This is a genomic window from Phaeocystidibacter luteus, assembly GCF_008933115.1.
Taxonomy (GTDB): domain Bacteria; phylum Bacteroidota; class Bacteroidia; order Flavobacteriales; family Schleiferiaceae; genus Phaeocystidibacter; species Phaeocystidibacter luteus.
The window spans coordinates 36,852-61,894 of the sequence record NZ_WBVO01000011.1; the positions used below are offsets into that span (position 1 = coordinate 36,852).

Here is a 25,043-nt window from a genome sequence, read left to right on the forward strand (position 1 = left end):
GCTCGAATAAGTCGACACTAAACCTATAAATACACGAATTCTATAGCAACACGTCTACCCGTTTAATTCAGGATTTAGGAACCAATTCAGACGGATATGGATATGTTGCAATGGAAGGACTCCGACCTAGTGAAGGAGTACATGAAAGGGCGTGAGTCGTGTTTAGAGATTCTTATCAATCGCCACCAATCAAGAGTTTATTCATACATCATCAGCAAGATTCGCGACGAGGATTTAGCTAATGACGTATTTCAAGACACCTTTGTGAAGGTTATCAATACGCTTCGAGCGGGGAGATACAACGAGGAGGGAAAGTTTTTGCCATGGGTGATGCGAATTGCGCACAACTTGGTGATAGATCACTTCAGGAAGGCGAAGCGAATGCCGACCATCTCACCGAAGGATGACTTCGATATTTTCGACATCATTAAGGATGGGTCTCCGACTCAGGAGGTGAATATGATTCAGGAACAAATTGAATCAGATTTGCTGAAACTGGTAGAGCATTTGCCAGAGGAACAAAAGGAAGTACTTCGACTCAGAATCTATTCTAAGTTGAGCTTCAAAGAAATTGCAGATCAAACGGATGTGAGCATAAACACTGCGCTTGGAAGAATGCGTTATGCGCTTATGAACCTCCGCAAATTGATCGAGAAGAACGGTGTTAGTTTGACGATAGACTAAAATTTTTCACATCTATACAATACGCGTATAGGTGTCGCGTTCTTAGGGTGTTAATCAACTTCTTGCCTATGCATGATATTACACCTAGCGAACGTAAAGCAAACGGAAAAATGAAGAATGCACCGCAACATTGCATTGACTTTCTTCTTCAGTACTCCAAAAGCTTACACACCGACAAATTGAATAACCGCGACATGTTCATTCACTTGAACTAAGCCGGTTCCGAAATCAAAAACCAGCCCTCATGTCTGAAAGGATGTGGGGGCTTTTTTGTGGGGTGGAGGTGAGAGGCTGGAGGCGTGATAGGTTTCTCGCAAAATCGCAAAAAGCAAAAACGCAAGGTTGAAATGAATAGGAGTGGAAACAAAAGATGGAGGAGGTGCGTGGCGGAAACAGGTGATGTGGTTCTCGCAAAAGCGCAAAAAGCAAAACCGCAAAAATCAGATTTGAGTAAGCTCGAGAAGAAGGATCGTAGAGAATACAGAAGTTCAGTTCTTGCTTGGTGAGAATATAAAATCAATTAATGGACAGAAGAAAGAGTGATGAGATTCGGGAGATAAAGATTTAAAGTCTTTAGGTTCGCTAAATGAGTGAAAACAGAGAAAACGTTCTTGCAAAGTCGGTTGTGCAGACGGCATATGAAATCCATTCCGAGCTTGGTCCTGGATTGTATGAGTCGGTTTACGAAAGGATATTAAGTTGTGAGTTGGAATTAAGGGGCTTGTCAGTCGCACGTCAGGTTGAAATCCCTGTGGAGTGGAAAGGAATTAGTATCGATCATGCTTTTCGTGCCGACTTAATCGTGGAGAACAAGCTAATCTTGGAGCTTAAATCATGTGATAAACTAGAGGCTATTTATCACAAACAGTTGTTGACATATCTTAAGTTGACGGGATATAGACTAGGATTGTTGATCAACTTCAATGAGCGAAACATCGGTCGAGGAGTAAAACGCATTGTGAACAATCTACCCGACTAAGATAGCCAAGATTTATACGTGCATTTTCGCGATCCGTCAGGATGCTTAGCCTTTGAGCTTCGCGTTTATAGTAGCGCCAACCCTTAATAATTTTTGCGGTTTTGCTTTTTGCGCTTTTGCGAGAACCACGCGACACCATTCACCTCTAGCTGATTTTGAATTGCGATTTTGCTTTTTGCGATTTTGCGTGAACCACATCACGTATATCCCCAACACTCATCAAACTCGCGTTTTTGCAGCCTGACCGAACACCCGCGCGTGAACCACACCACGCTCATCCGCCCCTAATTCGCCACCTCACTCAAAAACTTCAGCCTTATCAACCTCAGCTCCTCCTCACTGTAGTCCCCATCGAATTCTTCATACGCTTCGGTAATCTTTCCTTCCTCCGATTCATCCATGAAGTACTCGTAGATTTCCTCAATCGAATCTTCATCTAAGATGTCCTCCAAGTAGTAGTCGATGTTGAGCTTCGTACCCGAGAATACAATCATTTCCATTTCCTTCAGAAGATCGTCCATCGACAAACCCTTCGCACTCGCGATGTCGTCTAACGGCAATTTTCTATCGGTGCTCTGAATAAGGTATACCTTCAACTGACTCTTATTCGCCAAGGATTTCACCACCATGTCCATCGGTCGATTGATGTCGTTTTCCTCCACGTAGTTCTGAATCAATTCAATAAAGGGTTTTCCAAACTTGATAGCCTTCCCTTCACCAACACCGCTGATGTTCTTCATCTCCTCGATGCTCGTAGGGTAGTGTGTGGCCATTTCGTTCAAGGATGGCTCCATGAATACGGCATACGGAGGTACACCTTTCTGTTTGGCAACCTTTCGGGTAAGGTCTTTCAACATACCAAAGAGCTTGTCGTCTAACGCAACAGTCTGAGCGCCGCCACCTCCCGATGGATCTTCGTACTCTCGCTCCTCTGGCATCATGAACTCTCCAGGATTCTCAATAAAGGATAATCCCTTCACGCTCAAACGCAACACACCGTAAAGTTCGATTTCACGATCCATGTAGCCCTGTACCACAGCTTGTCGAATCAAGTTGTGCCAGAAGCGTTCGTCGTGGTTCAAACCTTGCTTCCACTGAGGAAGCGTTTCCGCATTGTGGTTCTTCAATAGTGCGGTCAAGTTTCCTATTAAGATGTTGACGATTTGCTGCGCCTTGAATTTTTGGTTCGCACTCTTAACGGCCTCCAAAGCAAGTTTTAGCTCCTTACTCGCATCGTGCAATGTTTGTGGATGTCGACAATTATCACACATCCCACAGTTGTCGGGCTCGTAGACCTCACCGAAGTAGTAGAGTAGATATCGACGTCGACACATGCTGGTCTCCGCATAGCTCATGGCTTCTTGCAAGAGCTGTTTGCCGATTTCTTGCTCGGCTACCGGCTTTTTGGCAAGGAACTTCTCAAGCTTTTCAATGTCTTTGTAATGATAGAAGGTCACCAGGTTTCCTTCACCTCCGTCTCGTCCTGCTCGTCCAGTTTCTTGGTAGTAAGATTCGAGAGATTTTGGCATGTCGTGATGGATCACAAATCGCACGTCGGGCTTGTCAATCCCCATCCCGAAGGCGATGGTCGCAACAATAACATCTGTATCCTCCGATAGAAATGCATCCTGATGCTTTACGCGAGTACCAGCATCCAAGCCAGCGTGGTAGGGCAACGCCTTGATGCCATTTACTTGAAGCTGCTGGGCAAGGTCTTCTACCTTTTGTCGAGATAAGCAGTAAATGATCGAGCTCTTTCCCTTGTTTTCGAGTAGTAGCTTGATGATTTGCTTTTCCACATCGCTTTTTGGACGAATCTCGTAGTAGAGGTTATCCCGGTTAAACGAAGATTTGAACACGCGAGCGTTTTCGATGCCCAGTGTCTTCATAATATCGCTCTGCACTTTTGGGGTAGCGGTAGCGGTAAGGGCGATGATTGGCTTTCGACCAATATTTTCGATTGCAGAACGGAGGTTGCGGTATTCGGGTCGGAAATCGTGACCCCATTCTGAAATACAGTGGGCTTCATCGATTGCGAAGAATGAAATCTTCAAGTTTCGAAGGAGCTCAATATTTTCTTCTTTGTTGAGGGATTCGGGTGCCACGTACAGCAATTGGGTTACCCCGTTGGCGAGGTCTTCCTTTACCTGGAGAATTTCCTTTTTGGTGAGTGAAGAGTTCAGTACATGGGCCACGCCATCTCGCTGGGAGAATCCGCGCATGGCGTCTACCTGGTTCTTCATGAGTGCAATGAGCGGGGAGACGACAATCGCAGTTCCTTCGGTCATCATTGCGGGTAGTTGATAGCAAAGTGACTTTCCGCCACCTGTGGGCATGATTACGAAAGTATCTTCACCTGCAAGCAGATGTTTGATGATCTCCTCTTGCTCTCCCTTAAAGGTGCTGAACCCAAAGAATTTCTTCAGTTCGGCACTTGGATTAATTCCTGCTTCGGCCATAGTTCTCAGTTCACTACGGTGCTTAGATGTATAATATCAATAATGTACGAAATTCCATACGGAAATTCGCAAGGAGGATTCACAAACCCAAAAAGTTAGATAGGAAAGTCTCTCGTCATGCAAATTTACAGACCTTTGCGGTTTTGAAGAAATAAATAGCAAGGGTAGCTTTGCTTCCTCATATGGCAAAAACCAAAAAGGATCCGAATGCAATGAGTTTCCTCGACCACCTCGAGGAGCTGCGCTGGCACCTGTTGCGCGCTACCATTGCCATTCTCGTTGGCGCAGTTGTGGCTTTTATCTGGACAGACATCCTGTTTGACGTCATTCTTTTTGGTCCAAAATCACCCGATTTCATCACATATCAAGGCATTTGCTGGTTGTCAACACAACTTGGGGGTGACACTTTCTGCTTCACCGAAATGCCTTTTGAGATCATCAATACCGACATGGCCGGGCAGTTCAGCATGCACATGTGGGCAAGTATTGTGGCGGGAATCATTATCGCTTTTCCCTATATCATTTGGGAGATGTGGCGGTTCATCAAGCCAGGCCTACACAGCAACGAGAAGAAGAATGGCGGTTCAACCATCTTGATTACCGCGCTATTGTTCTTGCTTGGTGTAGGCTTTGGATATTACGTGATTTCGCCATTGAGCGTGCAGTTTTTCGGCACGTATACAGTGAGTTCAGACGTTGAGAACACGATCCGTTTAGGTTCGTATGTTTCCCTCGTCACCACCATCACCTTAGCAACTGGGCTGCTCTTCGAGCTTCCCGTTATCGTTTACTTCTTGAGTTCGCTCGGAATCCTCACTCCGGATTGGATGAGAAAATATCGACGTCATGCCATCGTTGTAGTGTTGGTCTTCGCGGCCGTTATTACTCCGCCAGACCCAATGAGTCAGGTGCTCGTAGCTATCCCAATTATGATTCTTTACCAGATTTCGATTTCTGTATCTTCACGGGTGCTACGCCGAAGAAATGCTAAGACCGCATGAAACTATCAGCGAATAACATCGTAAAGAGATACCGTTCCAGAACCGTCGTCAAAGGAGTTTCCTTTGAAGTGGAGCAGGGAGAAATCGTTGGACTTTTAGGTCCGAACGGTGCCGGCAAAACAACGTCGTTCTACATGGTTGTTGGCCTCGTGAAACCGAACGAGGGTGAAGTGAATATCGACGGTGTAGATATCACCCATGACCCTATGTACAAGCGCGCTCAGAAGGGTGTGGGTTATCTCGCTCAAGAGGCTTCCGTTTTTCGCAAGATGACCGTGGAAGATAACATCATGGCGGTTTTGCAAATGACGAAGTATTCCAAGAAGGAACGAAAGGAACGTCTCGAATCTCTGCTCGATGAATTTGGTCTCCAGCACATTCGCAAGAATCGCGGTGACCTGCTCTCAGGTGGTGAGCGAAGAAGAACGGAAATTGCTCGCGCGTTGGCGACTGATCCAAAATTTATTTTGCTAGATGAACCCTTCGCTGGAGTAGACCCCATCGCAGTAGAAGATATTCAGAGTATCGTTTTCCAGTTGAAGAAGCGCAACATCGGCATTCTTATTACCGACCACAACGTGCAGGAGACTTTGGCCATTACCGACCGCACGTATTTGATGTTCGAAGGAAGAATCTTGAAGAGCGGTTCAGCTGAAGAATTGGCTTCGGATGAGCAGGTTCGACGCGTGTATCTAGGTCAGAATTTTGAGCTTCGAAAGCCCAAGAAGCAAGAGCCTACGGCTGATGAGTTGCGCGAGTTAGGCGATCGTTAATCGCTTTTCCCAATCCATAATCAGGAACGAATTCTACGGCCACGACTTCCCAGTCAGTGCTGTCTAGCTGGCGCAATCGCTGAAACAATTTCTGTGCAGCTTCATTCAGGTCGCCATTGGCCGACAGTAACAATTGATCTTCCGTGGGAATCAAATGTGTGTACTCCGTATAGCGCAGCGCTCCGAGTTTTGCATTGGGGTATTGTTCGCGTACTTCACTCACCGATCCCTTCACCAGTTTCACCTTGGGCGCATAATGACTGTGCAACATGCCTGGAGCGTTTGGCTGCGAACTGGAAAGCTTAATGTTTGTGAGTTTGATTCCCATGGCCTCCTCAAGCTCCGATAGTTCAAATCCTCCCAATCGAAGTACAGTGGGCTCTTCTGCCGACAAATCAATAATGGTAGACTCAATACCTACGCTCGCCTTGCCACCGTCTAAGATATACGGGAGTTTTCCGTTGAGCTGATCGAGCACGTGTGAAGCTTGCGTTGGACTCACATACCCAAATGGATTGGCGCTTGGAGCGGCTAGAGGGAATTCGAGTTCTCTGAGAAGCTTAAGTGTTTGTTTGTGCCGGGGGATTCTAATGCCTACCGTTTTATGTCCACTCGTTACCAAATCGGGAATGACATCCTTTTTAGGAAGTATATAGGTTATGGGACCCGGACTCAGCTTTTCGATCCACTTCAGAATTTGAGGAGTCACGTCTGCGTATTTCTCAACCTCCGAGGCAGAGTGGGTGTGAACGATGAGCGGATCGAACTGTGGGCGTTGCTTGGCCTCGAAAATCTTGACGACAGAACTCCTGCTTAAGGCGTTGCCGGCTAAGCCATAAACTGTTTCGGTAGGAATGGCAACAAGTTCTCCCTCCCTTAAAAAGGTGGCAGCTTTGTTAATGTCTTTACCGATAATCGTATTCCGCTTCATGGGCGGCAAAGGTAATTGCCTTAGTTGAGTCGGGGGCTTGCGAAGAACTGAAAAGTTGGAATCTGTACTTCAAATTCGGTGTTGTCTGACAGCCGAATCATTTTGTAAACCCCGCGCATGGCGCCGATACTTGCTCTTAGGTGACAGCCCGATCGATAGGTGTGCACTTCTCCTGGTGCGATTACAGGTTGCTTGCCGATTACGCCGGTTCCTTCCACTTCGCTGGGACCTTCGCCGGTGTCGTAAATGAACCAATGTCGACCGAGAAGCTGGACCGTGTCGTTCCCCATATTCTCAATCTGTACGTCGTACGTAAACACATACAGCGGGCCGTGCTTGCTGAAGAAGCGACCTTCAAATCCTGTTTCCACAGAAATCTTAATGCCAGATGTTACGAGAGTTACCAAGGGTTAGTAGATTAGTACAGAGACGCTTGCAACTAAAAGTATAAAAATTATCGACACGATAAACAAGGCCGAATTCATCAAGATGAACTTGAGGATTGTGAGTCCGACACCTTGCTTGTAATACCTGAGCATAGCAAGGAATACGTACAGCGCCATTCCCAAGGAATAGATCGTGGAAATGATGTCGTACGGGAATATCCAGTGAATCATTATCGCCAGCACGGCATAGGCAAAGAGCGCGGTTTGAACGTGAATGGCGAAAACGAAATGATCTACGTAATAGATGCTCTTATAGATGTACAGCACTTTTAAGGTTAGTGCGATACACGGAATAAAGAGGAGCAAGATGATGAGAATGTTCCTTCCCAGATAACTGACGAACTCATCACCCGTCATCAAGGAAATCTTGAGCATGTTCGAATACACAAGTAAGTTCCAGAAGGTGTGTTCCTCTCCCATTTCAATAAGGGCAGAATCAACTGGAGTATAGGGGTGATCTTTGGCGTAATCCATGTACCGTGAGAAGATGCCTTCGCCCAATTCGAAATCGACCAAGTCTCCCGGAGCCTGACGATAAACGTACTTCTCCTGTTCGCTATCCCAGCGAATCATCTTGGTAGCCTTTAGAGAATCAAGGACGTTTTTGGGGTAATCGGTGGTATCCTCAATAAACATGTTGAGCGTATCACCGCCGAAGGTTGTTAGATCACCCGGCGCATCCGCCTTATCTGGCCTTTCCACTTCATACCAATGTTCTTTTTCCATGCGGTCGTCGCAGCTTGACGCCGCTATCAGAAAGATGGTCATTAGGATGAAAAGGCGAATGGGTAGGACGTACGTAGCTCTTTTGCCTTCGTTGAAATGGCGTGTGAGCTTTCCTGGGCGCCAGAGTAGGGGGCCTAAGCTCCGATAGAATCGGGAATCGAATGCAAAGAGATTTTCAACCGCATCGCGGATGAGTTCCCAAATGTTGGGTTTGTGGGCATTGTTCAACTGACCACAATTCGGACAAAAATTAGCGTCACCCGTTTCGGTTCCACAATTTAAGCAATGGTCGGTTTTCTCAATCTTACGTCTCATTGAGTCTGGTTAGGCTTTACCCAATGTTACGATTTTTCGTGATAAATGTCAGGAAGAAAATCAGTCGCCTATGTAGTTTGACGTGGCGATTCCCACACAACGGTCGTACCGAATGCCCATTTCTCTGTGGTACACAATGATGGTGTATTCGTTTTCGGTTTGCCAATGGTTCCCTTCAAATGGAGTGGTGTTCGCAGAACCATCTGCATTCATGGTAGCGAACATATAATTGTGAAACCCTTGTTTGATGTAGAATCTACCGCGGTATGCCTTTTCATCAAAATCATACGTGAGCGCGTAATTTTGATCGAGTACCCAGTTGGTTCCTTCGCTGAAGAGGAATACGCCGCCCGGTTCTGGTGCTGGATAGCTAAGGTAGAAATCCATCAACACGTAATCCGCTTCGGTGCCGGGTTCTTCACTGTCGAGCTTTCGAATCAAATAGGAGCCATTGAGGTCTTCCCAAGTGATAAACTGGTTGAAACGCCGGCTTTCCTCTCGTTGAATGTAGGCGATCCAGGAAGTGTCGATTTCAATTTTCCTCACGCGCAAGGAAAGGGTGCGCATGTCTTTGGTGTCGAACTCCCGGAATTCGTTCGATCCGAGGAAATTATTCTCTAGGTCGTAGTCGTAATTAAGCGTGTTGTTGCTCAAAAAGCGAGGCTTTAGGCCCGTAATGGCGTTGTCCCAACGATGGTTTTGGAGAATAACCACCTTCAAATCTTCGAAGGGAGTGGGGATGGGGTAACTGCCATGGAAGATGTTGAAATCCACCTGTTGGTACTCATTCATCATGTCGGCGGTGTTCGCGCGATGCGTGTTGGTGGAGATGTTCACCATCTCTTCGAAAATGGTAAATCGAAGCGTGAACGCAGGCTCAGCGGGGTCATCCAAATAAACAATGAGAAGGTAATTGCCGCTCTTGGTAAACTGTATGTATTGATTTGGGAAGCTCAGTTCATAATGTGTGAAAGGCACGAAGGTGTTGAACGAGAAGTTGTAATTGCGAATGAGTTCTTGCTGGTACGACTTCAAATATTCACTCTTGATGAGGTCGGAGGGAGTCCAATCTGCGTTACAATGCAAAAAGGTGTAGTTGTAATTTTTGAAGTCGGCATGAAAATCATCGAACGACAGGGTGAGTGCATTTTGTCGACCAAGTTGGATGTACCGATGTGCGCCCAATTGTCCGGTTCGTCTGAGTTGAACCGTCTTTAGATTGTCGTGATAAACCGCGTTTTCGGCTGGTGGATTTGCCCCAAAACTAGGGGTTGCGAAGCAGCTGAAAAGGAGTAGGGTGTAAAGGTATTGTCGCATAGCGCTCAGAGAACGTTCAATTTACCTGCCAAAGTACCTATTTATTCATAAATTTGGCGACCATTAAACTAAGGGTGGGGTATTTTGTTTAGATGATGTCTAAATAGCCTAACGAGGTAATTGACATTGTTACAATATGTACTTTTGCCCCTGTTTTTCTAAACGATAATCGACTCGGTGACATGTCGAATGTGATCAAAATCCGCAAAGGATACGACATTAAGCTTGCGGGAGCGGCAGAACAGAAGTTCGGAGCTACCCCATCAGTAAGCCACTACGCGCTTATTCCCGACGATTTCAACGGTGTTATTCCAAAACTCGAAGCACGCGAGGGCGACAAAGTTCTTGCAGGTGATCCGGTATTCTACTCTAAGGAGGATGACCGTATCAAGGTGTGCGCGCCAGTTAGTGGAGAAATCGCTGAGGTTGTACGAGGTGAGAAGCGTAAAATTTTAGCTATCCGCATTTTGCCTGATAGCGATGTTCAATACCGTGACTTTGGCACGGCGAAACCGGGCGACCTCTCTCGTGAGGACGTTATCGAGCGCATGCTAAAGAGTGGTGTTTGGGCTTCACTCCAGATGCGCCCATACGGACGCATGGCCAATCCAGATGATTCGCCTAAGGCGATTTTCATCTCTGGGATGAATTCCAATCCGCTTGCTCCGGACATGAACTTCGTGATGAGCGGCCAAGAGAAGGAGTTTCAAGCGGGCCTCGACGCCCTAGCGAAACTTACCGAAGGAAAGATTCACTTGTCTCTAGAGGCAGGCGTGAAGTCTTGTCCTGCCTTCGAAGGTGCTCAAGGCGTTGTGAAACATCAGTTCGATGGGCCACACCCAGCAGGTAACGTGGGAACTCAAATCCACCACATCGACCCAATTAATAAGGGTGAAGTGGTTTGGACCATGAATCCTCAAGATGTGGTTGTACTCGGACGACTCTTCCTCGAAGGAAAGTATCGTCCAGAGCGCATCGTAGCATTGACAGGTTCACAAGTTGAAGCTCCACAATACTACAAGTTGACTTCAGGTGCCTCTTTGAAAGGAGTTTTCGAAGCGGGTATCAAGGGTGATAACAACCGATACATTTCAGGTAACGTTCTTACCGGTCGCAACGCCGGAAAAGAAGGCTACTTGGGTTACAACGATGAGCAATTGACTGTAATTCCAGAAGGTGACGAGACTGAGTTCCTCGGTTGGGTTCTTCCTGGATTCGGCAAATTCTCATTGTCGAGAACCTTCTTCAGTTGGTTGACACCGAACAAGAAGTACGAATTGAATACCAACATGCACGGTGAAGAGAGAGCCTTCGTGGTTACTGGTCAGTACGAGCGTGTGTTCCCTTTCAATATCTATCCACAGCAGCTTATCAAAGCGGTTATGATTAAGGATATCGAATTGATGGAGAGCCTTGGTATCTACGAAGTAACAGAAGAGGACTTCGCTCTTTGCGAGGTTATCTGTACGTCGAAACTTCCGCTTCAAGAAACGATGCGCGAAGGTTTGGACTTCATGTATAAAGAAATGAACTAAGAGGGCAGACTATGAAATTCATTCAAAATCTACTCGATAAAGCGCGCCCAGCGGTTACTACTGGCAAATTGAAGCCATTGTACCCATTGCACAATGCCATTGAGACATTGATGTTTGTGCCGGCGCATACTACACACAGCGGTTCTCACGTGCGTGACTCCATCGACCTTAAGCGTACGATGTTCACGGTGATTATCGCACTTCTTCCTGCCGTACTATTCGGTATGTGGAATACAGGATACTGGCACAATATTGCCATCGGAAACGAATCTGCAACGTTGATTGACAACGTTCTTTACGGAGCGACTAAGCTTCTTCCGATGATCATTGTGACCTACGTATTTGGTCTTGGTGTTGAGATTTTCTTCTCTTACGTCCGCAAGCACCCTGTAAACGAAGGTTTCCTTGTTTCGGGTATGCTTATTCCTCTGATTATGCCGGCCGACATTCCATTGTGGATGGTTGCTGTTTCTACAGTATTCGCCGTACTCATCGGTAAGGAAGTATTCGGTGGTACAGGGATGAACATCTTGAACCCTGCACTTACTGCACGTGCATTTGCCTTCTTCGCGTATCCAACCTTCATGTCGGGTGACAAAGTTTGGATCGGTGGTTTGACCAGCGGCGAAGGAGTGGTTGACGGTTTCTCGGGTGCTACTGCACTTGGACAGTACGCAGCGGGTGTTGACGCTCCAATGATTGGATCTCACGCACTTGATTTCAACAATGCATTCCTCGGATTGATTCCAGGATCTATGGGTGAAACGAGTGCACTTGCCATCTTGATTGGCGCTCTTTACTTGATTTACACAGGTATCGGTAGCTGGAAAATCATGTTGAGTGGTGTGCTTGGTGCGATTGTAATGGGATTGACCTTCAACGCATTTGCTGAGTACGCGATTAGCCCTGAGCAAATTTCATTCATGAGCATGCCTTGGTACTACCATTTGGTTTATGGTGGTTTCGCTTTCGGTATTGTATTCATGTCAACGGATCCAGTTTCTGCGGCGCAGACGGAACGAGGTAAATGGATTTACGGTTTCTTGGTGGGTATCTTCTGTATCATGATTCGCGTCTTCAACCCGGCCTATCCGGAAGGGGTGATGCTTGCGATTTTGTTCATGAACGTGATGGCTCCATTGATTGACCACTACGTTATTCAGTCGAACGTTAAGAAGCGCAACAAACGCGCTGAACTAGCTACTGCTAAAGCCTAAGGTCATGGATAGAAATAGTAATCAGTATACTTACATTTTCGCCCTCGTGATGGTCGTAGTTGTAGCGGCCTTGCTTTCAGGTGCTTCTATCGCACTTAAAGACATGCAAGAGGCGAACGTTCGTCAGGAGAAGCAACAGAATATCCTCAAGTCTATCGGAATTGAGTTGACACGTGAGGAGTCTGCAGCGCAGTTCGACAACTACATCGTTGAGCAGCTCGTGATTCAGAACGGTCAGGTTGTACAATCTGAAACTCCAGCCTTCGAAATCAAGATGGAGGAAGCGGTTGACGAATCTCCAGAAGATCGTCAGGTTCCACTTTACATCGCGAGCATTGAAGGTGAATCATATTACGTAGTACCACTTAGAGGAAAAGGACTATGGGGTCCGATTTGGGGTTACGTTTCTCTCAAGGAGGACGGCAGCACCATCTTTGGTACTACATTCGACCACAAAGGTGAAACACCGGGATTGGGAGCGGAGATTTCTAAGGACTTCTTCACCAACCAGTTTGGTGGTAAGGAAATCATGGACGGTGGAGAGTTTGTTTCCATTGAAGTGAAGAAGGGAACAGCGTCGGGTGCGCACGAAGTAGACGGTATCTCTGGAGGTACAATTACTTCGGTGGGTGTACAAGACATGTTGGCCGACTGCCTCAAGCCTTACGTGGGATATTTCGAAAGTAAAAATCGCGCAACCGCGCTCAACGAACAGTAAAATGAGCACAGAAACGCAAGAAGTTGTAAAATCAAACGAGCCACTGTTCTCTAAGAAGAACCGTCGCTTGATGAGCACACCGCTCAACGACGACAACCCGATTACTGTTCAGGTTTTGGGTATCTGTTCGGCACTCGCGATTACTGTGAAATTGGAACCGGCTATTGTAATGTCGATTTCAGTATTCTTCGTACTCGCTGCAGGTAACGTCATCATCTCATTGATGCGTAACCTCATCCCTAATCGTATTCGAATCATCGTTCAGCTCGTAGTAGTTGCTTCATTGGTGATTTTGGTTGACCAGACCTTGAAGGCCTTCCTTTACGACGTATCGAAGCAGCTTTCGGTATTCGTTGGTCTGATCATTACGAACTGTATCATCATGGGACGTTTCGAGGCCTTTGCCTTGGGTAACACTCCATGGAAATCATTCCTCGATGCTGTGGGTAACGCAGCGGGTTATGGGTGGATCTTGATTACGGTAGCTTTCTTCCGCGAACTTTTGGGTAGCGGACAGCTTTTCGGAATCGACCTCCTAGGGAATGCCACAGAAGGTACAGGTGTTTATGCACTCGGATACGTAAACAACGGTATGATGTTGTTGCCGCCAATGGCCCTCATCGTTGTAGCGTTGATTATCTGGGTTCAGCGTAGCCGTAACAAGGAACTCATCGAAGAATAACGACACTAAGAGATAAGTCATGCAAGAATTAGTAAACATCTTTGTGAAGAGCATCTTCGTTGACAACATGATCTTCGCATACTTCTTGGGAATGTGCTCTTATTTGGCCGTTTCTAAGACCGTTAAAACAGGTGTAGGTCTCGGTGCCGCTGTAATCTTCGTACTAGGTATCACCGTTCCTGTAAACTATTTGCTCGAAAACTACGTGCTTCAAAAAGGCGCACTTTCTTGGGTTGACCCAAGCTTCGCCGAAGTAGACCTTAGCTTCTTGAGCTTCATTATGTTCATCGCCGTAATTGCCTCTATCGTACAGTTGGTAGAAATGATTGTTGAGCGATTTGCACCAGCGCTATACTCTGCGTTGGGTATTTTCCTTCCACTTATCGCCGTAAACTGCTCGATTTTGGGTGGTGCACTCTTCATGCAAGAGCGTGGTTATTCAAACATTGGTGAGGCTACCGTGTTTGGACTAGGTAGTGGAGTGGGTTGGTTCTTGGCCATCGTTGCCATTGCCGCCATTCGTGAAAAGATTCGTTACTCTGCAGTTCCTGCGCCTCTACGTGGATTGGGTATCACCTTCGTGATTACTGGTCTTATGGGGATCGCTTTCATGAGCTTCATGGGTATCAAGTTGTAATAGATTAGGATAAAGGAATTAGTATGTTTCTAGCAAGTTCAACAACAATAATTGCAGCGAGCCTCATCGCCTTTGCAATTGTTATCATCCTACTCGTTTTCGTGCTTCTTACGGCGAAAGCGAAGCTGGCTCCATCTGGACCAGTGAAGCTCAACATCAACGGCGAGGAGAAGGAAGTAGAGTCAGGTAGCACTCTCCTTCAAGTCTTGAGTAACGAGAAAATCTTCCTTCCATCTGCATGTGGTGGCGGTGGTACTTGCGGTATGTGTAAGTGTCAGGTTACCGAAGGCGGAGGCGAAATTCTTCCTACTGAAACTGGTTTCTTCAACCGTAAGCAGGTACAGGAAGACTGGAGACTCGGTTGCCAGGTGAAGGTGAAGAACGACATGACGATCAAGGTTCCAGAAGAGATCTTTGGTATTAAGAAGTGGGAATGCGAAGTGGTTTCAAACTACAACGTGGCCTCATTTATTAAGGAGTTTGTGGTGAAGCTTCCTGAAGGCGAAACACTCGACTTCGAGGCGGGAGGTTACATCCAGGTTGACGTTCCACCGATCGAGGTAGACTTCAAGGATATTGACATTACATCGCACCCTGACCTTGGGCGTGACCCAATGGACTTCAAGGGCGAATGGGACAAGTTTGGTCTATGGGATCTGAAGATGAAGAACGACGAGGAGATTTTCCGCGCGTACTCCATGGCCAACCACCCAGCAGAAGGTAACATCATCATGTTGAACATTCGTATTGCTACTCCACCTTGGGATCGCAAGAAGAATCAGTGGATGGATGTTAACCCAGGTATTTGCTCTTCATTCGTATTTGGCAGCAAGCCGGGCGATAAGGTAACTATCTCGGGACCTTACGGTGAATTCTTCATCAAAGAAACCAATGCAGAGATGCTTTACATTGGTGGTGGTGCAGGTATGGCGCCGATGCGTTCACACCTCTTCCACTTGTTCCACACGATGAAGACTGACCGTCAGGTTAGCTTCTGGTACGGTGGACGTTCGAAGCGTGAGCTCTTCTACTTGGAAGACTTCCGCGGCATTGAGCGCGAATTCCCGAACTTCAAGTTCCACGTAGTACTTTCTGAGCCTTTGCCGGAAGACAACTGGAAGGCGAAGTCGCACATGGAAGACGAAGGCGACGGATTCACTGGATTCGTACACCAGGCGGTGATCGACAACTACTTGTCGAAGCACGACGCTCCAGAAGACATCGAATTCTACTTCTGCGGACCTCCTTTGATGAACGCGGCGGTAATTAAGATGTGTGACGACTTCGGTGTACCACCAGAGAACGTAGCATTTGACGACTTTGGAGGATAATTAGAAATCCACCAACGGAATATAAAGAGCCCCGACCGGATAGGTTGGGGTTTTTGTTTTTTGGGGTGGGAGAGTTTAATCATCTGGGGAATGGAGTTCGGCAACAGAGCTGAGATTCTCAATTCGCGATTTGCGAATCGCAAAACATCTCAGCTCATTGGAAACGGTATTAGAAAACAAGAACTTTAATGCTCACAACAATACTTAATAGCATTAGCGGGCTGTAAGACAAGATTAATCATGACCAAACTGTTATTGCCAACTTATAATGACAACCTTCCAGATAAATAACTTAAGACGTTCTTATCATGAGACTCAATACCATGGGAAGGTACATCTCGAAGTTCTCACAAACATTGAATGTGACTTTGTGCTGGAAATCGATGGACAAGTTGTGCTATGTGTCGAAGGGTGGAATTTAGTTGAATTCTTAGACCAGTTGATGAAATGGAAGAATGATGGAATGACCAATTCTTTCCGCTATGATTGTATGGACAGCGATGAAAACTTGTTTGACCCTAATAAAGGACCAGGATGGTTTTCATTTCCGTTCAATTTGGCGTGAGAAAATTGAAGCAAGACCGATGCCGAGACTCGAAATACTGGACTTAATCGAACGACTGAAAAAGGAAATAATTGATCGAGTTAGTCGGACTTTCAAGGTAGACTTGTCTGAGATTAAAGAATTAAACATAAAATAAATTCGCTCTTGACTACGCCTATGAGCGGTGCTGTCAGAAACACGGCATAAAGCCAAAACTTGGTTCCTCCCGATTAAACAAGGGTAACGATTACCTGTGAAAGCTGTACAGGGGTAATATATCGTTACATTTACCTTCATAGGACCAATATGAAGCTATCACCCAAAATTCCACAACGCATTTTTCGAGAAAGGGAAATGGAAATCACTGGAATAGGAAAATTACAAGCTGAAATGAAACTCATTCTCTCTCTTTCCGCGCTTATGTGCATCCTCATGTTCTCTTCTTGCAAGACCACTACCATATTTGTCCAACATGTCAATCCCTGGGAGGAAGCTACTCGGTTTATGGATAGTCTTCAAACCGAGGGAGTTGACACTATAATTGGATATTATGATGGCTGCTCGGGATGTATCAGGGGGACAACGAAGACATATTATATCTATTGGTATTCTGAAGAATGGTATCTGACGAAGTTTAACAATTACTCTAATTTTAATGTGATTTCAAGACAAAGGGCTCCCATTGGTTTCATATCCGAAAACCTCGATAGTCTAGAACATGGGAAGCTGAGGAGACCGGCCTTTGAATTGCTTCATTATCACTATGACCGAATACATATTATTCTACCTAATCGCACATTTGAGTTCCAGGTGAACGAGTATCAGAATGAAGCGAATCCAATGAGTGAAAAGGTTGTATTGATTGATAAAATTCGATCAGGGTTATTGGATGTAAGAGGATGGAAAGGGTTGAGTTACAGATTTGAAAAGGTGCGAATGGACTAGCGTTGATTTAGTATATTCAACTATGAAATTATTCGTCGCTCTCACTTTTGCTCTTACCTCCGTTTCGTCTTTTTCACAACCGTTTTGGGATACAACTTTTGTAGTTGACAATGTTGAGTTTACAGTGTTTTGCGGCATGTCAGATTCTGGGAGCTACGCATATCTGGCCAGCTCCGAAGGAGATACTCTAATTATTTCAGGCGCAGCTGGTGGCATTGATATTTTCAATTTTGATGAAGATGGGTATGTCGATATTACTTTCTCATATCTCGGGAATTACCGCGTCGCTGATTTGTATCTATACGATAAGGGCAGTAAATCTTACAGAAGAGTAGTTGGATTTGAAGAGGTTTCGGACGCCCAACGTTTCTCTGAAAAACGAGGTTATTATTATGACTATCAGACAAGAGGTTGCGCTGACTTTAATTGGAAAAGCACACTCTTTTACATCGAGGATTTTCGGGTGATTAGTGTTGCCGAAATTGAGTTTACTGGCTGCCCTCAATCTGAAAAGGAACGTAAACTTGAGGTTTATTCTGCTCCTAAATCGGATGAACGAATATTGCTCGAAAGCGAGAATCTTCCAGAGGACATGTTTAATAACAAGTGGGACTTCATTAGAGACTATTGGAAGGAGAATTGGAGGTCATTTGTGGAGGAGTGAGAGCTGCTGTTTGTCCCGGTGGTCATTTTAACCTTCATCAGCTCAGAGTTACATGAGATACATATTATCAGCCATACTTCTGTTCAGCTTTCTATTTGCAGGAGCCGTACAACATAATAGCTCGGATAACGATAGTCCGAGGTTAGTCAAAATGCTCGTTGGTGAAAAGAACATTTATGCGTTGAATTCAAGCGGACAAGTTTTCATTTGGGACTTAGAAAATCTAACTAAAACCTTCGCAAGTGATACAACTATAAGATACAGTTCCATCGCCAAAGACAATTCGAACAACATCTATATCGGTACAAATGATGGCCGGATATTCATAATAGATGTGAATGACTATTCCTTTGACGAGTACCTTGAATTAGAGGAGGACTATTACGTTTATGATATCTTCTTCAATTCCGCCAATGAACTCTTTCTTATTATTCCTTATGCCATCTATGATCCAATAAAGGATGAAGCATGGTATGATTTCAAGCATCCACCGAGCGGAAGGATTACTAAAAGACGATTCTTGTTTTTCTTTTGGAAGGAGACAGATGTGTACTTCACTTTACCACAATATTCGTTTATCGACAGTCAAGATAGAATATGGATGACCAAGAGTTTTGGTGAATTCGGTGGGACATTACAGATTTTCGACACTCGAACAAGGTCGGAACTTGATGCAAATCTTGACAGTGTGAGATTTACTGGACTTTTCCCTCTATCGGTATTTGAAGACGACAATCAGAATATTTATATCACATCTGGCCTACAACATTTCCTCAATACGGGTGAAATTTATAGCGTAAGAGATAATGTAGCTACTTTGGTATTTGATAGTGATGATTTCAAAGACACCACCAGAACAACTCATTCTGATAGAGGGATTTTTGTAGGCCCTGGTGCATACAATCATAATGATAACAAGATGTATTTCGCCACTACAAATGGATTTTATCGTTCTACTATTCCTAACGATGGAAGAATTAAGGAAATAGAACTACTTTTTAAACCAGACTTACTTTGGGATAGAGAGTCTCTAGCTATTGGAGTTTCTATGTCTGTTAAAAGGATTGAATTCACTGAGGATAATAGACTTATCTTTTTGACTTCCAATAACGGAATTGGAGTATATGATGGAGAGGAATTGGTTATGCTCCATGAACACTCTAATTGATAAAAGTCCAACGAAGAGTCATACCAATCCACTAATGACAAGATACCTCCTGTTCATATCACTCGTCGCTCTAACTCAATGCAGCAACAACCGTACACCAGTCAGTGGTGCTGCAACCTCTACTCAAGATTCAACTGTGGTTCATCAGGGGGAACACTGGTTCCTAGATTCCTCAAACTTCAAATATCATGAGCTTTCTCTGTTCTCGACAGAGAGTTTGGACAAATCAGGATTAAAGAAAATAGACCGCTCCTTTCATCAAAAGATCTTGACTCAGATTGAAGGCTTCAATTTTGACTATCATCCGTCGAATGAGAACTACTTCATGTCCATTCAAAACGACATTCATGATTTCAAGTGTGTGGTTGTTTCGCTGAACTATGGAGTGTGCTACGATGGTGTGTTTCTGCTGTTGATTGATTCAACAGGCAAGGTGGTTAATTACTTTCCGCTAACCGAGTTCTACAGTTCGTGCGACTTGTCAACAGAAACCACCACAGAGTTTGAGTCCAGCTCTAAGTTCAGAATGAAGAAGGTTACCACCGAAGCTGGGTTCACAGATTACATTACGGAGTTGGAGTTTGTAGGTGAGATTGATGTGGAAGGACAGATTGATACATTGGAGGTGTTGAGAAACGAGGAGTATGAAATATAGCCTCTCCATCCTCACCATCGCCGTCATCGTGCTTTTTCCACATGCCGGACTCATTCCCTTTTTTGGGTATTCTATTCCAATTCTACTTCTGACCTGGTTCGTCTTAAAACGGTCAAATGAGACCTTTTCAGACATCGGTTTCAGTTTTGTGCGTTTTGAACCTAAAGCCCTTTTGGTAGGTGTGCTTTGCGCTGGAGCTATCGTCGCTTTCATGCAGTTGGCCTTTAATCCGCTTTTGGATTCTATTGTGGATTTGGAATACGACGATTCGGGTTTGAACGAGACCATTCGTGGAGGGAAACTCCAGTTTTTGTTGATGGTTGCCATGGGCTGGCTCATTGGTGGAGTGTACGAAGAAATCGTGTTTCACGGGTTCATCTTTACGCGTTTGGAAAAAATGATAGGAGGGAAGTACGCCACTCAGATTAGCTTTGTGATTACCTCGCTGCTTTTTGGATTGTACCACGCTCAGCTGGGGTCATTTGGAGTGATCAATGCATTGGTCATCGGCATGGGGTATCTCGGTTTGTTTTTGTTTTTCAAGCGAAACCTGTGGTACGCGATTGTTTGTCATGGTGCGTACAATACCATCATTATGACGTTAATCTATCTGGGATACCTCTGAGAATCCATTCGATTCGTACCTTCCTGTCTCATTGAAACTTCAATCGTGCTCTCATGAAATTCTCTGCGCTACTCGTATTCTTCGGTTTTCTTCTAGTGAGTTGCTCATCTGGAAGTGACCGTTCGAATAATGTAGAGGCTGCTTCAAGCCAAAATGATTCCCTGCTGGCGATTCCCACGGATCCCATAGAAGAGCTTTCTTCAGGACAGCAACTAGCCCTAGATGCGCTGGATACCTTTCAAATGAATACGGATGAAAGAGGTCGAGTCTATTCCACCTTCGCCGGATTAGAGCAGCCGTGCTATCCGCCTGATACGGTATTTACCATTTCTCAAGCTGAATTGCTAGTCGCAATGAACCAGTTTGTGGACTTGCATTGCAAGAATATGTCGGTGGAGACGCGGACACGCCTAGCGGCAGAAGCCGTCATGGCCCAAGAAGAATACACGCTAGCGCTATGTACAGATGGATCCCAAGAGCTTTCTTTTAAAAATGGCCTGCCATTGCAAGGCGTTTGGGTGATGCCGTATGTGTTGGGTAGGAGGGATGTGGTGTTGGTTTGGTGAAGCCTAGGAGGGGCTAAGTAGAAACGAAAATCTTACTCGAAGAGCTTGTCTCAAGCTAGAAGCTATCAGATTTAATCTATTCCATGAAAGTATTCAAATTCTCGCAAGAAAGCGCCAAGAAGGCGGCGGAGGCCGAGATGAGGTCTCGATTGCCTTTAATACTCACGTCTGGTTTTGCCGGCTTTATTCTGGCATTGCGACAACCTGAAATGCAGCGCATGAATACCGCAGTTCTTGCCATAATCGCTTTTTCTCTTTTTGGGGTACTCGCTTTTAGCATATGGTTGGGACTAAAGCGACGCGCAAAGGCTTTGTTGAAGCATGTCTACAAGGTCGATGAAACAAGCATCGAGAGCATTTCCGCATCAGCCCAATCTGTAAAAATGGACTTGGACAAAATTGAGTCGGCCGAAGTGGGAAAGAAGGGGTTAACCCTCAAATCAAATAGCCAAAAGATGCTCATTCCAAAACATCTTGACGGTTTTGAGGAGTTGTCGAACATGATTAGTGCTACGCAAGCCCAAGCTAAGAACTAATGAAAGAGCTCCTCATTGGCTTGCTGATTACTGTTTCTAGCATTGCATGTACTTCTACTTCAGAAAAAAACAATGCAGATGCAGAAGGAAATGCCGCAGTTGTCACAACCGAACTCGACACCACAGTGATATACTGGGAAACAGATATTGATACTGTGAAAGCTGATAGTTCAATTCGTGTAGGAAATGAATACTATGACTTGAACATAGCTACATATTCTTTGAACGACAGCTCTATTTCTTGGGTAAATGATTTGAATAGGGATTTGATCTATAAAGATGTCTATCACAACCGAGCGACAACAATATCGTTAAGCGGAAAAAATGATACGATCATTGCCGCTGTTTTGGATAAGAGTGAATTTGAGGATTTACTGGATAGCGAGTTTTACAACCGATGCTATCTCAAGAACATCGAGTATGATTTTGTTAGATCAAACAGAATCTATTTCAAAGTCACTTTGATTGTGCCGGACACTGATTGGCAAATGGATGGCATGATGGCCATATTTTATAAAACCTCCAAAAAAGGCGAGGTGGATAGTTGGTTAGATAAAAAACCCTGAATCAGAATCGGCACGACACTTCTGGTCACCTTTTCTCCTTTAGCTTTTCCATTTCTTTCTTTTGAGCCTCTCCGCGCATGTAGAGAGCAACGCCGATTCCGAGACCAATAATAGGACGAATAACACGTATAAAGCTTGAGGCATCATAACTGTTGTCCGATATCCTGTATCCAATAGCGACTAGAGATCCGAGTATGGTTAAGACGCCCAATATTCGGAAGCCTGCGCCAGTTGCAGTCCCAGAACCAGAAGTTGGAAGTGAATCTTTGCTAGATCGACGTCCACTTCCTCCCGTTCTTTCTGCGAATTCCCGCTCGAAGGACAGCTCCGCCTTTTTGATTAGTTTTTGATGCTCGACTTCGTCGTGTTCATAGGTGGGACATTCATCTTCAAAAGTTGGCTTTTCCATGGTAAGTCCACAGATAATGCCTTGCTCCATTCGGAACTTCCTATTCTCACAAACCTTGCAATACTCAAGGCGTTCTTGCATTTGCATTCGTCTACCTGTAATCGTTTTGCTTATCCTCAATCTTTCTATCCACCATTCCTTTCGTGGGGAATAGTGTAATCATTCTTAACCATACCACCGCCGCGGCTACGATGTAGATGTAGTTGCCCGTGAGAAGGAAGAAGACCAACGTAATTAGAGCCGCACCTTCATGTAAAGCCAGCTTTATGATGTGAGCTGTTTGGAGTGCGCTCAACATCTGGCTTGGCATTGTTGCCTTAACCTGCTTCCAGTTTTTTTCACCTACAATTGAGCCCAATATCATCAAGATCAACGCGGCTGGAAGGATCACTAGAATCATATCATCCTGAGAAGTGTCTTGAGAGAAAAATGCGTCATCCTTGTGAAGAAATAGCGTAACACCACCAAATAGGGTTACTCCCATAACTAGGGCGAAGTGAATAATCTGAAAAGTCCTTAACGCGCCTGAATCGTAGGACTCGCGCATCTGAAATCTGTCCATATCTGAGAGCGATTTGTTGTGAGCTCGAAGATATTCAAACCGCTCTACATATCTTGCGGTAAACTAAACTTTGAAATTATGCGTCTCTTAAGTTTCGCTCTCGCGATTATGTGCAGCATTAGTGCGCTGGCACAAGAAAAGGTACTACTTAGATTGAATCTCAATCCCGGTGATGAACACGTTGCGATATACGAGTCAAGCTCTCGTACTGAGCAATCTATGATGGGTTCTGAACAAAGCGCCGAAGAAAGTCAAATGGTCCGAATCCATTACACTTGCATCGACACTACCGGTGGAATTTTCAAAATGAAGATGGATGTTGAACGTGTGACATATGAAAACAACGGAATGCTGGATGGACTGTCCTATGATAGTGATGATCCGGATGAAGACATGGAAAAGTACGTAACCCCAGAAGGCGATATGGTCGAGATTGACTTAACGCTTTCACTTGCGGAAAATGGTAAAATTGAGGCAATTAGTGGGACGGATGCGCTAGCGGATGCATCGATAGAGCATGTTTTTGGATTCGAAGAAGAAGATCTTGAAACATTGTTGGAACAACTCAAAGAGAGTTTCACTTCTGATGCATTTACTAAGGAGTATTCTCCATGCTTAGTTGAGTTTCCAGAACACGAGATTGGCATTGGTGATTCTTGGACAGAGATTGTGTCTGCTACAACACTCACTCCACTCACAGTGGAGATGACATACACGGTTAAAGAGATTTCTGAAACCGAAGTGGTACTCCAAGCTCGAGGACAAATTCGTACTCCCAGCGATGCTGAACCAACTGATTATAGTGGATTTGAAATGAAACAATTACTTTCCGGAAGCAAGGCTGGTACTATTAAAATCGAACGCGCGACTGGACTTGTACTGAGCGCCGAATTCGAACAAAGCCTTTCGGGAAAGATAGAGTTTCTCGCCAACGAATATTTTCCAGAAGGGCAATCTTTCCCGCTGGATAAGTTCGACTCCATGAATGTAACAACAGAATAACGAATACGCCCACGGAACAAACCGTGGGCGTTTTAGTTTGCTTCTTAGTTATCGTGCACAACATGCCGATACCGTTTTGTTTCGTAATCCATACCTTGAACTAAACCGAGTTCAAATCATGCGCATCTACACCCTCTTTCTTTTAGTTGTCTTCAGTCTTTCTTCCTTCTCTCAGGAGTCCGTTTCCCTTCGCCTCAATCCCGAAGTTGGAGATGAGTTCACCGTAACAGTAGATCAGAAGCAGGATATCACCCAGACCATTATGGGTATGGAGCAAAAAATCACGCAGGATCAAGCAATCCGAGTGGTGTACGAGTGCACCGGGGTTTCTAAAGATGCGATTCTGATGGACGCCACCATCGACGGTGCGAAACTGTCTACAAGTGGTGCCGTGGGCGATACGGATTACGATAGCGATAATCCATCCGATGAGGCGACTGGACAGGCCCTCGTGTACTCAGCAATGATTGGTAGCGTCCTCAAAGCCGAGTTCAATGTTTTCGGTCAAATTGAAAAAGTGACAGGCGTAAATGCCATGATGGAAAAAGTGGCCGATGCCTTCGATTTTGCGGAAGGTCCAGAGCGTGATGCGTTTATGGATGAGGTGGCAAAGTCTATTTCCGACGAATCCTTCGCCAAAGATTTTGGTGCCTCCATGATTACCTTTCCCAAAGAAGAAATGAGCGTGGGTGATACATGGACGAGCGAATCTACAGTTCAAACTCAAACCCTGCTAAAGGTAGTGACCACCTACACCGTGCAAGAAATTACAGATGACCAGGTGGTTCTCTCCGTCGAGGGAAACATTAGCACCGACAGTTCTAGTTCCGATCCAGTAGTGGTGAGCGGGATGGAATTGGTCTACAGCCTAGGCGGCACACAAGCAGGAAGTATTCGGATTGATCGTGAAAAAGGATGGGTAACAACTTCAACCATTGATCTAGACATCAGCGGTGAGGTCGAAATGATGCCAAATGCCCAAGTTCCTGAAGGTCTCACATGGCCGTTGATGATTAAATCGACGATTGTAACGACCACGGAGTGATTACC

Annotated in this window: 29 protein-coding genes; 22 read left to right on the forward strand and 7 right to left on the reverse strand. The window is 45.2% G+C overall.

Annotation, left to right across the window (positions count from 1 at the left end):
• Positions 1–96 precede the first annotated feature (96 nt).
• From F8C67_RS12160 to F8C67_RS12165, 3 genes are all read left to right on the forward strand, one after another.
• Positions 97–684, forward strand: a complete 588-nt coding sequence (locus F8C67_RS12160; protein WP_151668129.1) for an RNA polymerase sigma factor — start codon at positions 97–99, stop codon at positions 682–684.
• A 68-nt stretch (positions 685–752) separates the two neighbouring features.
• Entirely contained in the window at positions 753–899 is a 147-nt protein-coding gene (locus tag F8C67_RS14340) for a hypothetical protein (RefSeq protein ID WP_170266452.1), read from the forward strand.
• A 371-nt stretch (positions 900–1,270) separates the two neighbouring features.
• Positions 1,271–1,663: a GxxExxY protein gene (locus tag F8C67_RS12165; protein ID WP_151668130.1), complete on the forward strand. Its 393-nt coding sequence runs from the start codon at positions 1,271–1,273 to the stop codon at positions 1,661–1,663.
• A 284-nt stretch (positions 1,664–1,947) separates the two neighbouring features.
• On the opposite strand, the gene recQ is transcribed toward F8C67_RS12165, so the two are convergent.
• Positions 1,948–4,122 carry a DNA helicase RecQ gene (gene recQ, locus F8C67_RS12170; protein WP_151668131.1) on the reverse strand — a complete coding sequence of 725 codons (2,175 nt, stop codon included), beginning with the start codon at positions 4,120–4,122 and terminating at the stop codon, positions 1,948–1,950.
• Positions 4,123–4,304: 182 nt separating this feature from the next.
• On the opposite strand from recQ, the gene tatC reads away from it, so the two are divergent.
• Together tatC and lptB are read left to right on the forward strand one after the other, a co-directional pair.
• Positions 4,305–5,123: a twin-arginine translocase subunit TatC gene (tatC, locus tag F8C67_RS12175; protein ID WP_151668132.1), complete on the forward strand. Its 819-nt coding sequence runs from the start codon at positions 4,305–4,307 to the stop codon at positions 5,121–5,123.
• Positions 5,120–5,896: an LPS export ABC transporter ATP-binding protein gene (gene lptB / locus F8C67_RS12180; protein ID WP_151668133.1), complete on the forward strand. Its 777-nt coding sequence runs from the start codon at positions 5,120–5,122 to the stop codon at positions 5,894–5,896. Before tatC ends, lptB begins: the two co-directional genes overlap by 4 nt.
• On the opposite strand, the gene F8C67_RS12185 is transcribed toward lptB, so the two are convergent.
• The 4 genes from F8C67_RS12185 to F8C67_RS12200 are packed head-to-tail and all read right to left on the reverse strand — an operon-like array spanning position 5,859 to position 9,631.
• Positions 5,859–6,827 (reverse strand): L-threonylcarbamoyladenylate synthase, encoded by a 969-nt coding sequence (locus F8C67_RS12185; RefSeq protein ID WP_151668134.1) that lies wholly within the window; start codon positions 6,825–6,827, stop codon positions 5,859–5,861. The two genes, lptB and F8C67_RS12185, sit on opposite strands and share 38 nt — an antisense overlap.
• A 20-nt stretch (positions 6,828–6,847) precedes the next feature.
• Positions 6,848–7,234: a Co2+/Mg2+ efflux protein ApaG gene (apaG, locus tag F8C67_RS12190; RefSeq protein WP_151668135.1), complete on the reverse strand. Its 387-nt coding sequence runs from the start codon at positions 7,232–7,234 to the stop codon at positions 6,848–6,850.
• Between the two features lie 3 nt (positions 7,235–7,237).
• Positions 7,238–8,314 carry a DUF3667 domain-containing protein gene (locus F8C67_RS12195; RefSeq protein ID WP_151668136.1) on the reverse strand — a complete coding sequence of 359 codons (1,077 nt, stop codon included), beginning with the start codon at positions 8,312–8,314 and terminating at the stop codon, positions 7,238–7,240.
• A gap of 60 nt (positions 8,315–8,374) precedes the next feature.
• Positions 8,375–9,631: a type IX secretion system plug protein gene (locus tag F8C67_RS12200; RefSeq protein WP_151668137.1), complete on the reverse strand. Its 1,257-nt coding sequence runs from the start codon at positions 9,629–9,631 to the stop codon at positions 8,375–8,377.
• A 182-nt stretch (positions 9,632–9,813) separates the two neighbouring features.
• Here F8C67_RS12200 and F8C67_RS12205 point away from each other — a divergent pair, with 182 nt between their 5' ends.
• From F8C67_RS12205 to F8C67_RS12270, 15 genes are all read left to right on the forward strand, one after another.
• Positions 9,814–11,166 carry a Na(+)-translocating NADH-quinone reductase subunit A gene (locus tag F8C67_RS12205; RefSeq protein ID WP_151668138.1) on the forward strand — a complete coding sequence of 451 codons (1,353 nt, stop codon included), beginning with the start codon at positions 9,814–9,816 and terminating at the stop codon, positions 11,164–11,166.
• Between the two features lie 11 nt (positions 11,167–11,177).
• Positions 11,178–12,383, forward strand: coding sequence for an NADH:ubiquinone reductase (Na(+)-transporting) subunit B (locus F8C67_RS12210; RefSeq protein WP_151668139.1), 1,206 nt, complete (start codon positions 11,178–11,180; stop codon positions 12,381–12,383).
• 4 nt (positions 12,384–12,387) lie between these two features.
• Complete coding sequence (nqrC, locus tag F8C67_RS12215) at positions 12,388–13,101, forward strand: NADH:ubiquinone reductase (Na(+)-transporting) subunit C (protein WP_151668140.1); 714 nt, start codon at positions 12,388–12,390, stop codon at positions 13,099–13,101.
• Between the two features lies 1 nt (position 13,102).
• Positions 13,103–13,783, forward strand: a complete 681-nt coding sequence (locus F8C67_RS12220; protein ID WP_151668141.1) for an NADH:ubiquinone reductase (Na(+)-transporting) subunit D — start codon at positions 13,103–13,105, stop codon at positions 13,781–13,783.
• Positions 13,784–13,802: 19 nt separating this feature from the next.
• Complete coding sequence (gene nqrE / locus F8C67_RS12225) at positions 13,803–14,420, forward strand: NADH:ubiquinone reductase (Na(+)-transporting) subunit E (RefSeq protein WP_151668142.1); 618 nt, start codon at positions 13,803–13,805, stop codon at positions 14,418–14,420.
• A 23-nt stretch (positions 14,421–14,443) separates the two neighbouring features.
• On the forward strand, positions 14,444–15,751 hold the full coding sequence (nqrF, locus tag F8C67_RS12230) for an NADH:ubiquinone reductase (Na(+)-transporting) subunit F (RefSeq protein ID WP_151668143.1): 1,308 nt from the start codon (positions 14,444–14,446) through the stop codon (positions 15,749–15,751).
• A 268-nt stretch (positions 15,752–16,019) separates the two neighbouring features.
• On the forward strand, positions 16,020–16,316 hold the full coding sequence (locus F8C67_RS14495; protein ID WP_456107159.1) for a DUF7878 domain-containing protein: 297 nt from the start codon (positions 16,020–16,022) through the stop codon (positions 16,314–16,316).
• Between the two features lie 369 nt (positions 16,317–16,685).
• Positions 16,686–17,240, forward strand: a complete 555-nt coding sequence (locus tag F8C67_RS12235) for a hypothetical protein (RefSeq protein ID WP_151668144.1) — start codon at positions 16,686–16,688, stop codon at positions 17,238–17,240.
• A gap of 22 nt (positions 17,241–17,262) precedes the next feature.
• Positions 17,263–17,904, forward strand: a complete 642-nt coding sequence (locus F8C67_RS12240) for a hypothetical protein (RefSeq protein WP_151668145.1) — start codon at positions 17,263–17,265, stop codon at positions 17,902–17,904.
• 52 nt (positions 17,905–17,956) lie between these two features.
• Entirely contained in the window at positions 17,957–19,072 is a 1,116-nt protein-coding gene (locus F8C67_RS12245; protein ID WP_151668146.1) for a hypothetical protein, read from the forward strand.
• A gap of 34 nt (positions 19,073–19,106) precedes the next feature.
• The gene (locus F8C67_RS12250) at positions 19,107–19,727 is read left to right on the forward strand and encodes a hypothetical protein (RefSeq protein WP_151668147.1); all 621 of its coding nucleotides are present in this window, start codon (positions 19,107–19,109) and stop codon (positions 19,725–19,727) included.
• Positions 19,717–20,352, forward strand: a complete 636-nt coding sequence (locus tag F8C67_RS12255; RefSeq protein ID WP_151668148.1) for a CPBP family intramembrane glutamic endopeptidase — start codon at positions 19,717–19,719, stop codon at positions 20,350–20,352. Before F8C67_RS12250 ends, F8C67_RS12255 begins: the two co-directional genes overlap by 11 nt.
• A 53-nt stretch (positions 20,353–20,405) precedes the next feature.
• Positions 20,406–20,918, forward strand: a complete 513-nt coding sequence (locus F8C67_RS12260; RefSeq protein ID WP_151668149.1) for a hypothetical protein — start codon at positions 20,406–20,408, stop codon at positions 20,916–20,918.
• Between the two features lie 83 nt (positions 20,919–21,001).
• Entirely contained in the window at positions 21,002–21,454 is a 453-nt protein-coding gene (locus tag F8C67_RS12265) for a hypothetical protein (protein WP_151668150.1), read from the forward strand.
• Positions 21,454–22,020, forward strand: coding sequence for a DUF4738 domain-containing protein (locus F8C67_RS12270; RefSeq protein WP_151668151.1), 567 nt, complete (start codon positions 21,454–21,456; stop codon positions 22,018–22,020). The genes F8C67_RS12265 and F8C67_RS12270 overlap by 1 nt, the downstream gene beginning before the upstream one ends.
• Positions 22,021–22,045: 25 nt before the next feature.
• Here F8C67_RS12270 and F8C67_RS12275 read toward each other — a convergent pair whose 3' ends face one another.
• Together F8C67_RS12275 and F8C67_RS12280 are read right to left on the reverse strand one after the other, a co-directional pair.
• Positions 22,046–22,510 (reverse strand): hypothetical protein, encoded by a 465-nt coding sequence (locus F8C67_RS12275; protein ID WP_170266453.1) that lies wholly within the window; start codon positions 22,508–22,510, stop codon positions 22,046–22,048.
• 10 nt (positions 22,511–22,520) lie between these two features.
• Positions 22,521–22,991, reverse strand: a complete 471-nt coding sequence (locus F8C67_RS12280; RefSeq protein WP_151668153.1) for a hypothetical protein — start codon at positions 22,989–22,991, stop codon at positions 22,521–22,523.
• A gap of 78 nt (positions 22,992–23,069) precedes the next feature.
• On the opposite strand from F8C67_RS12280, the gene F8C67_RS12285 reads away from it, so the two are divergent.
• Complete coding sequence (locus F8C67_RS12285; RefSeq protein WP_151668154.1) at positions 23,070–23,993, forward strand: DUF6263 family protein; 924 nt, start codon at positions 23,070–23,072, stop codon at positions 23,991–23,993.
• A 118-nt stretch (positions 23,994–24,111) separates the two neighbouring features.
• Complete coding sequence (locus F8C67_RS12290) at positions 24,112–25,038, forward strand: DUF6263 family protein (RefSeq protein ID WP_151668155.1); 927 nt, start codon at positions 24,112–24,114, stop codon at positions 25,036–25,038.
• Positions 25,039–25,043: the final 5 nt, after the last annotated feature.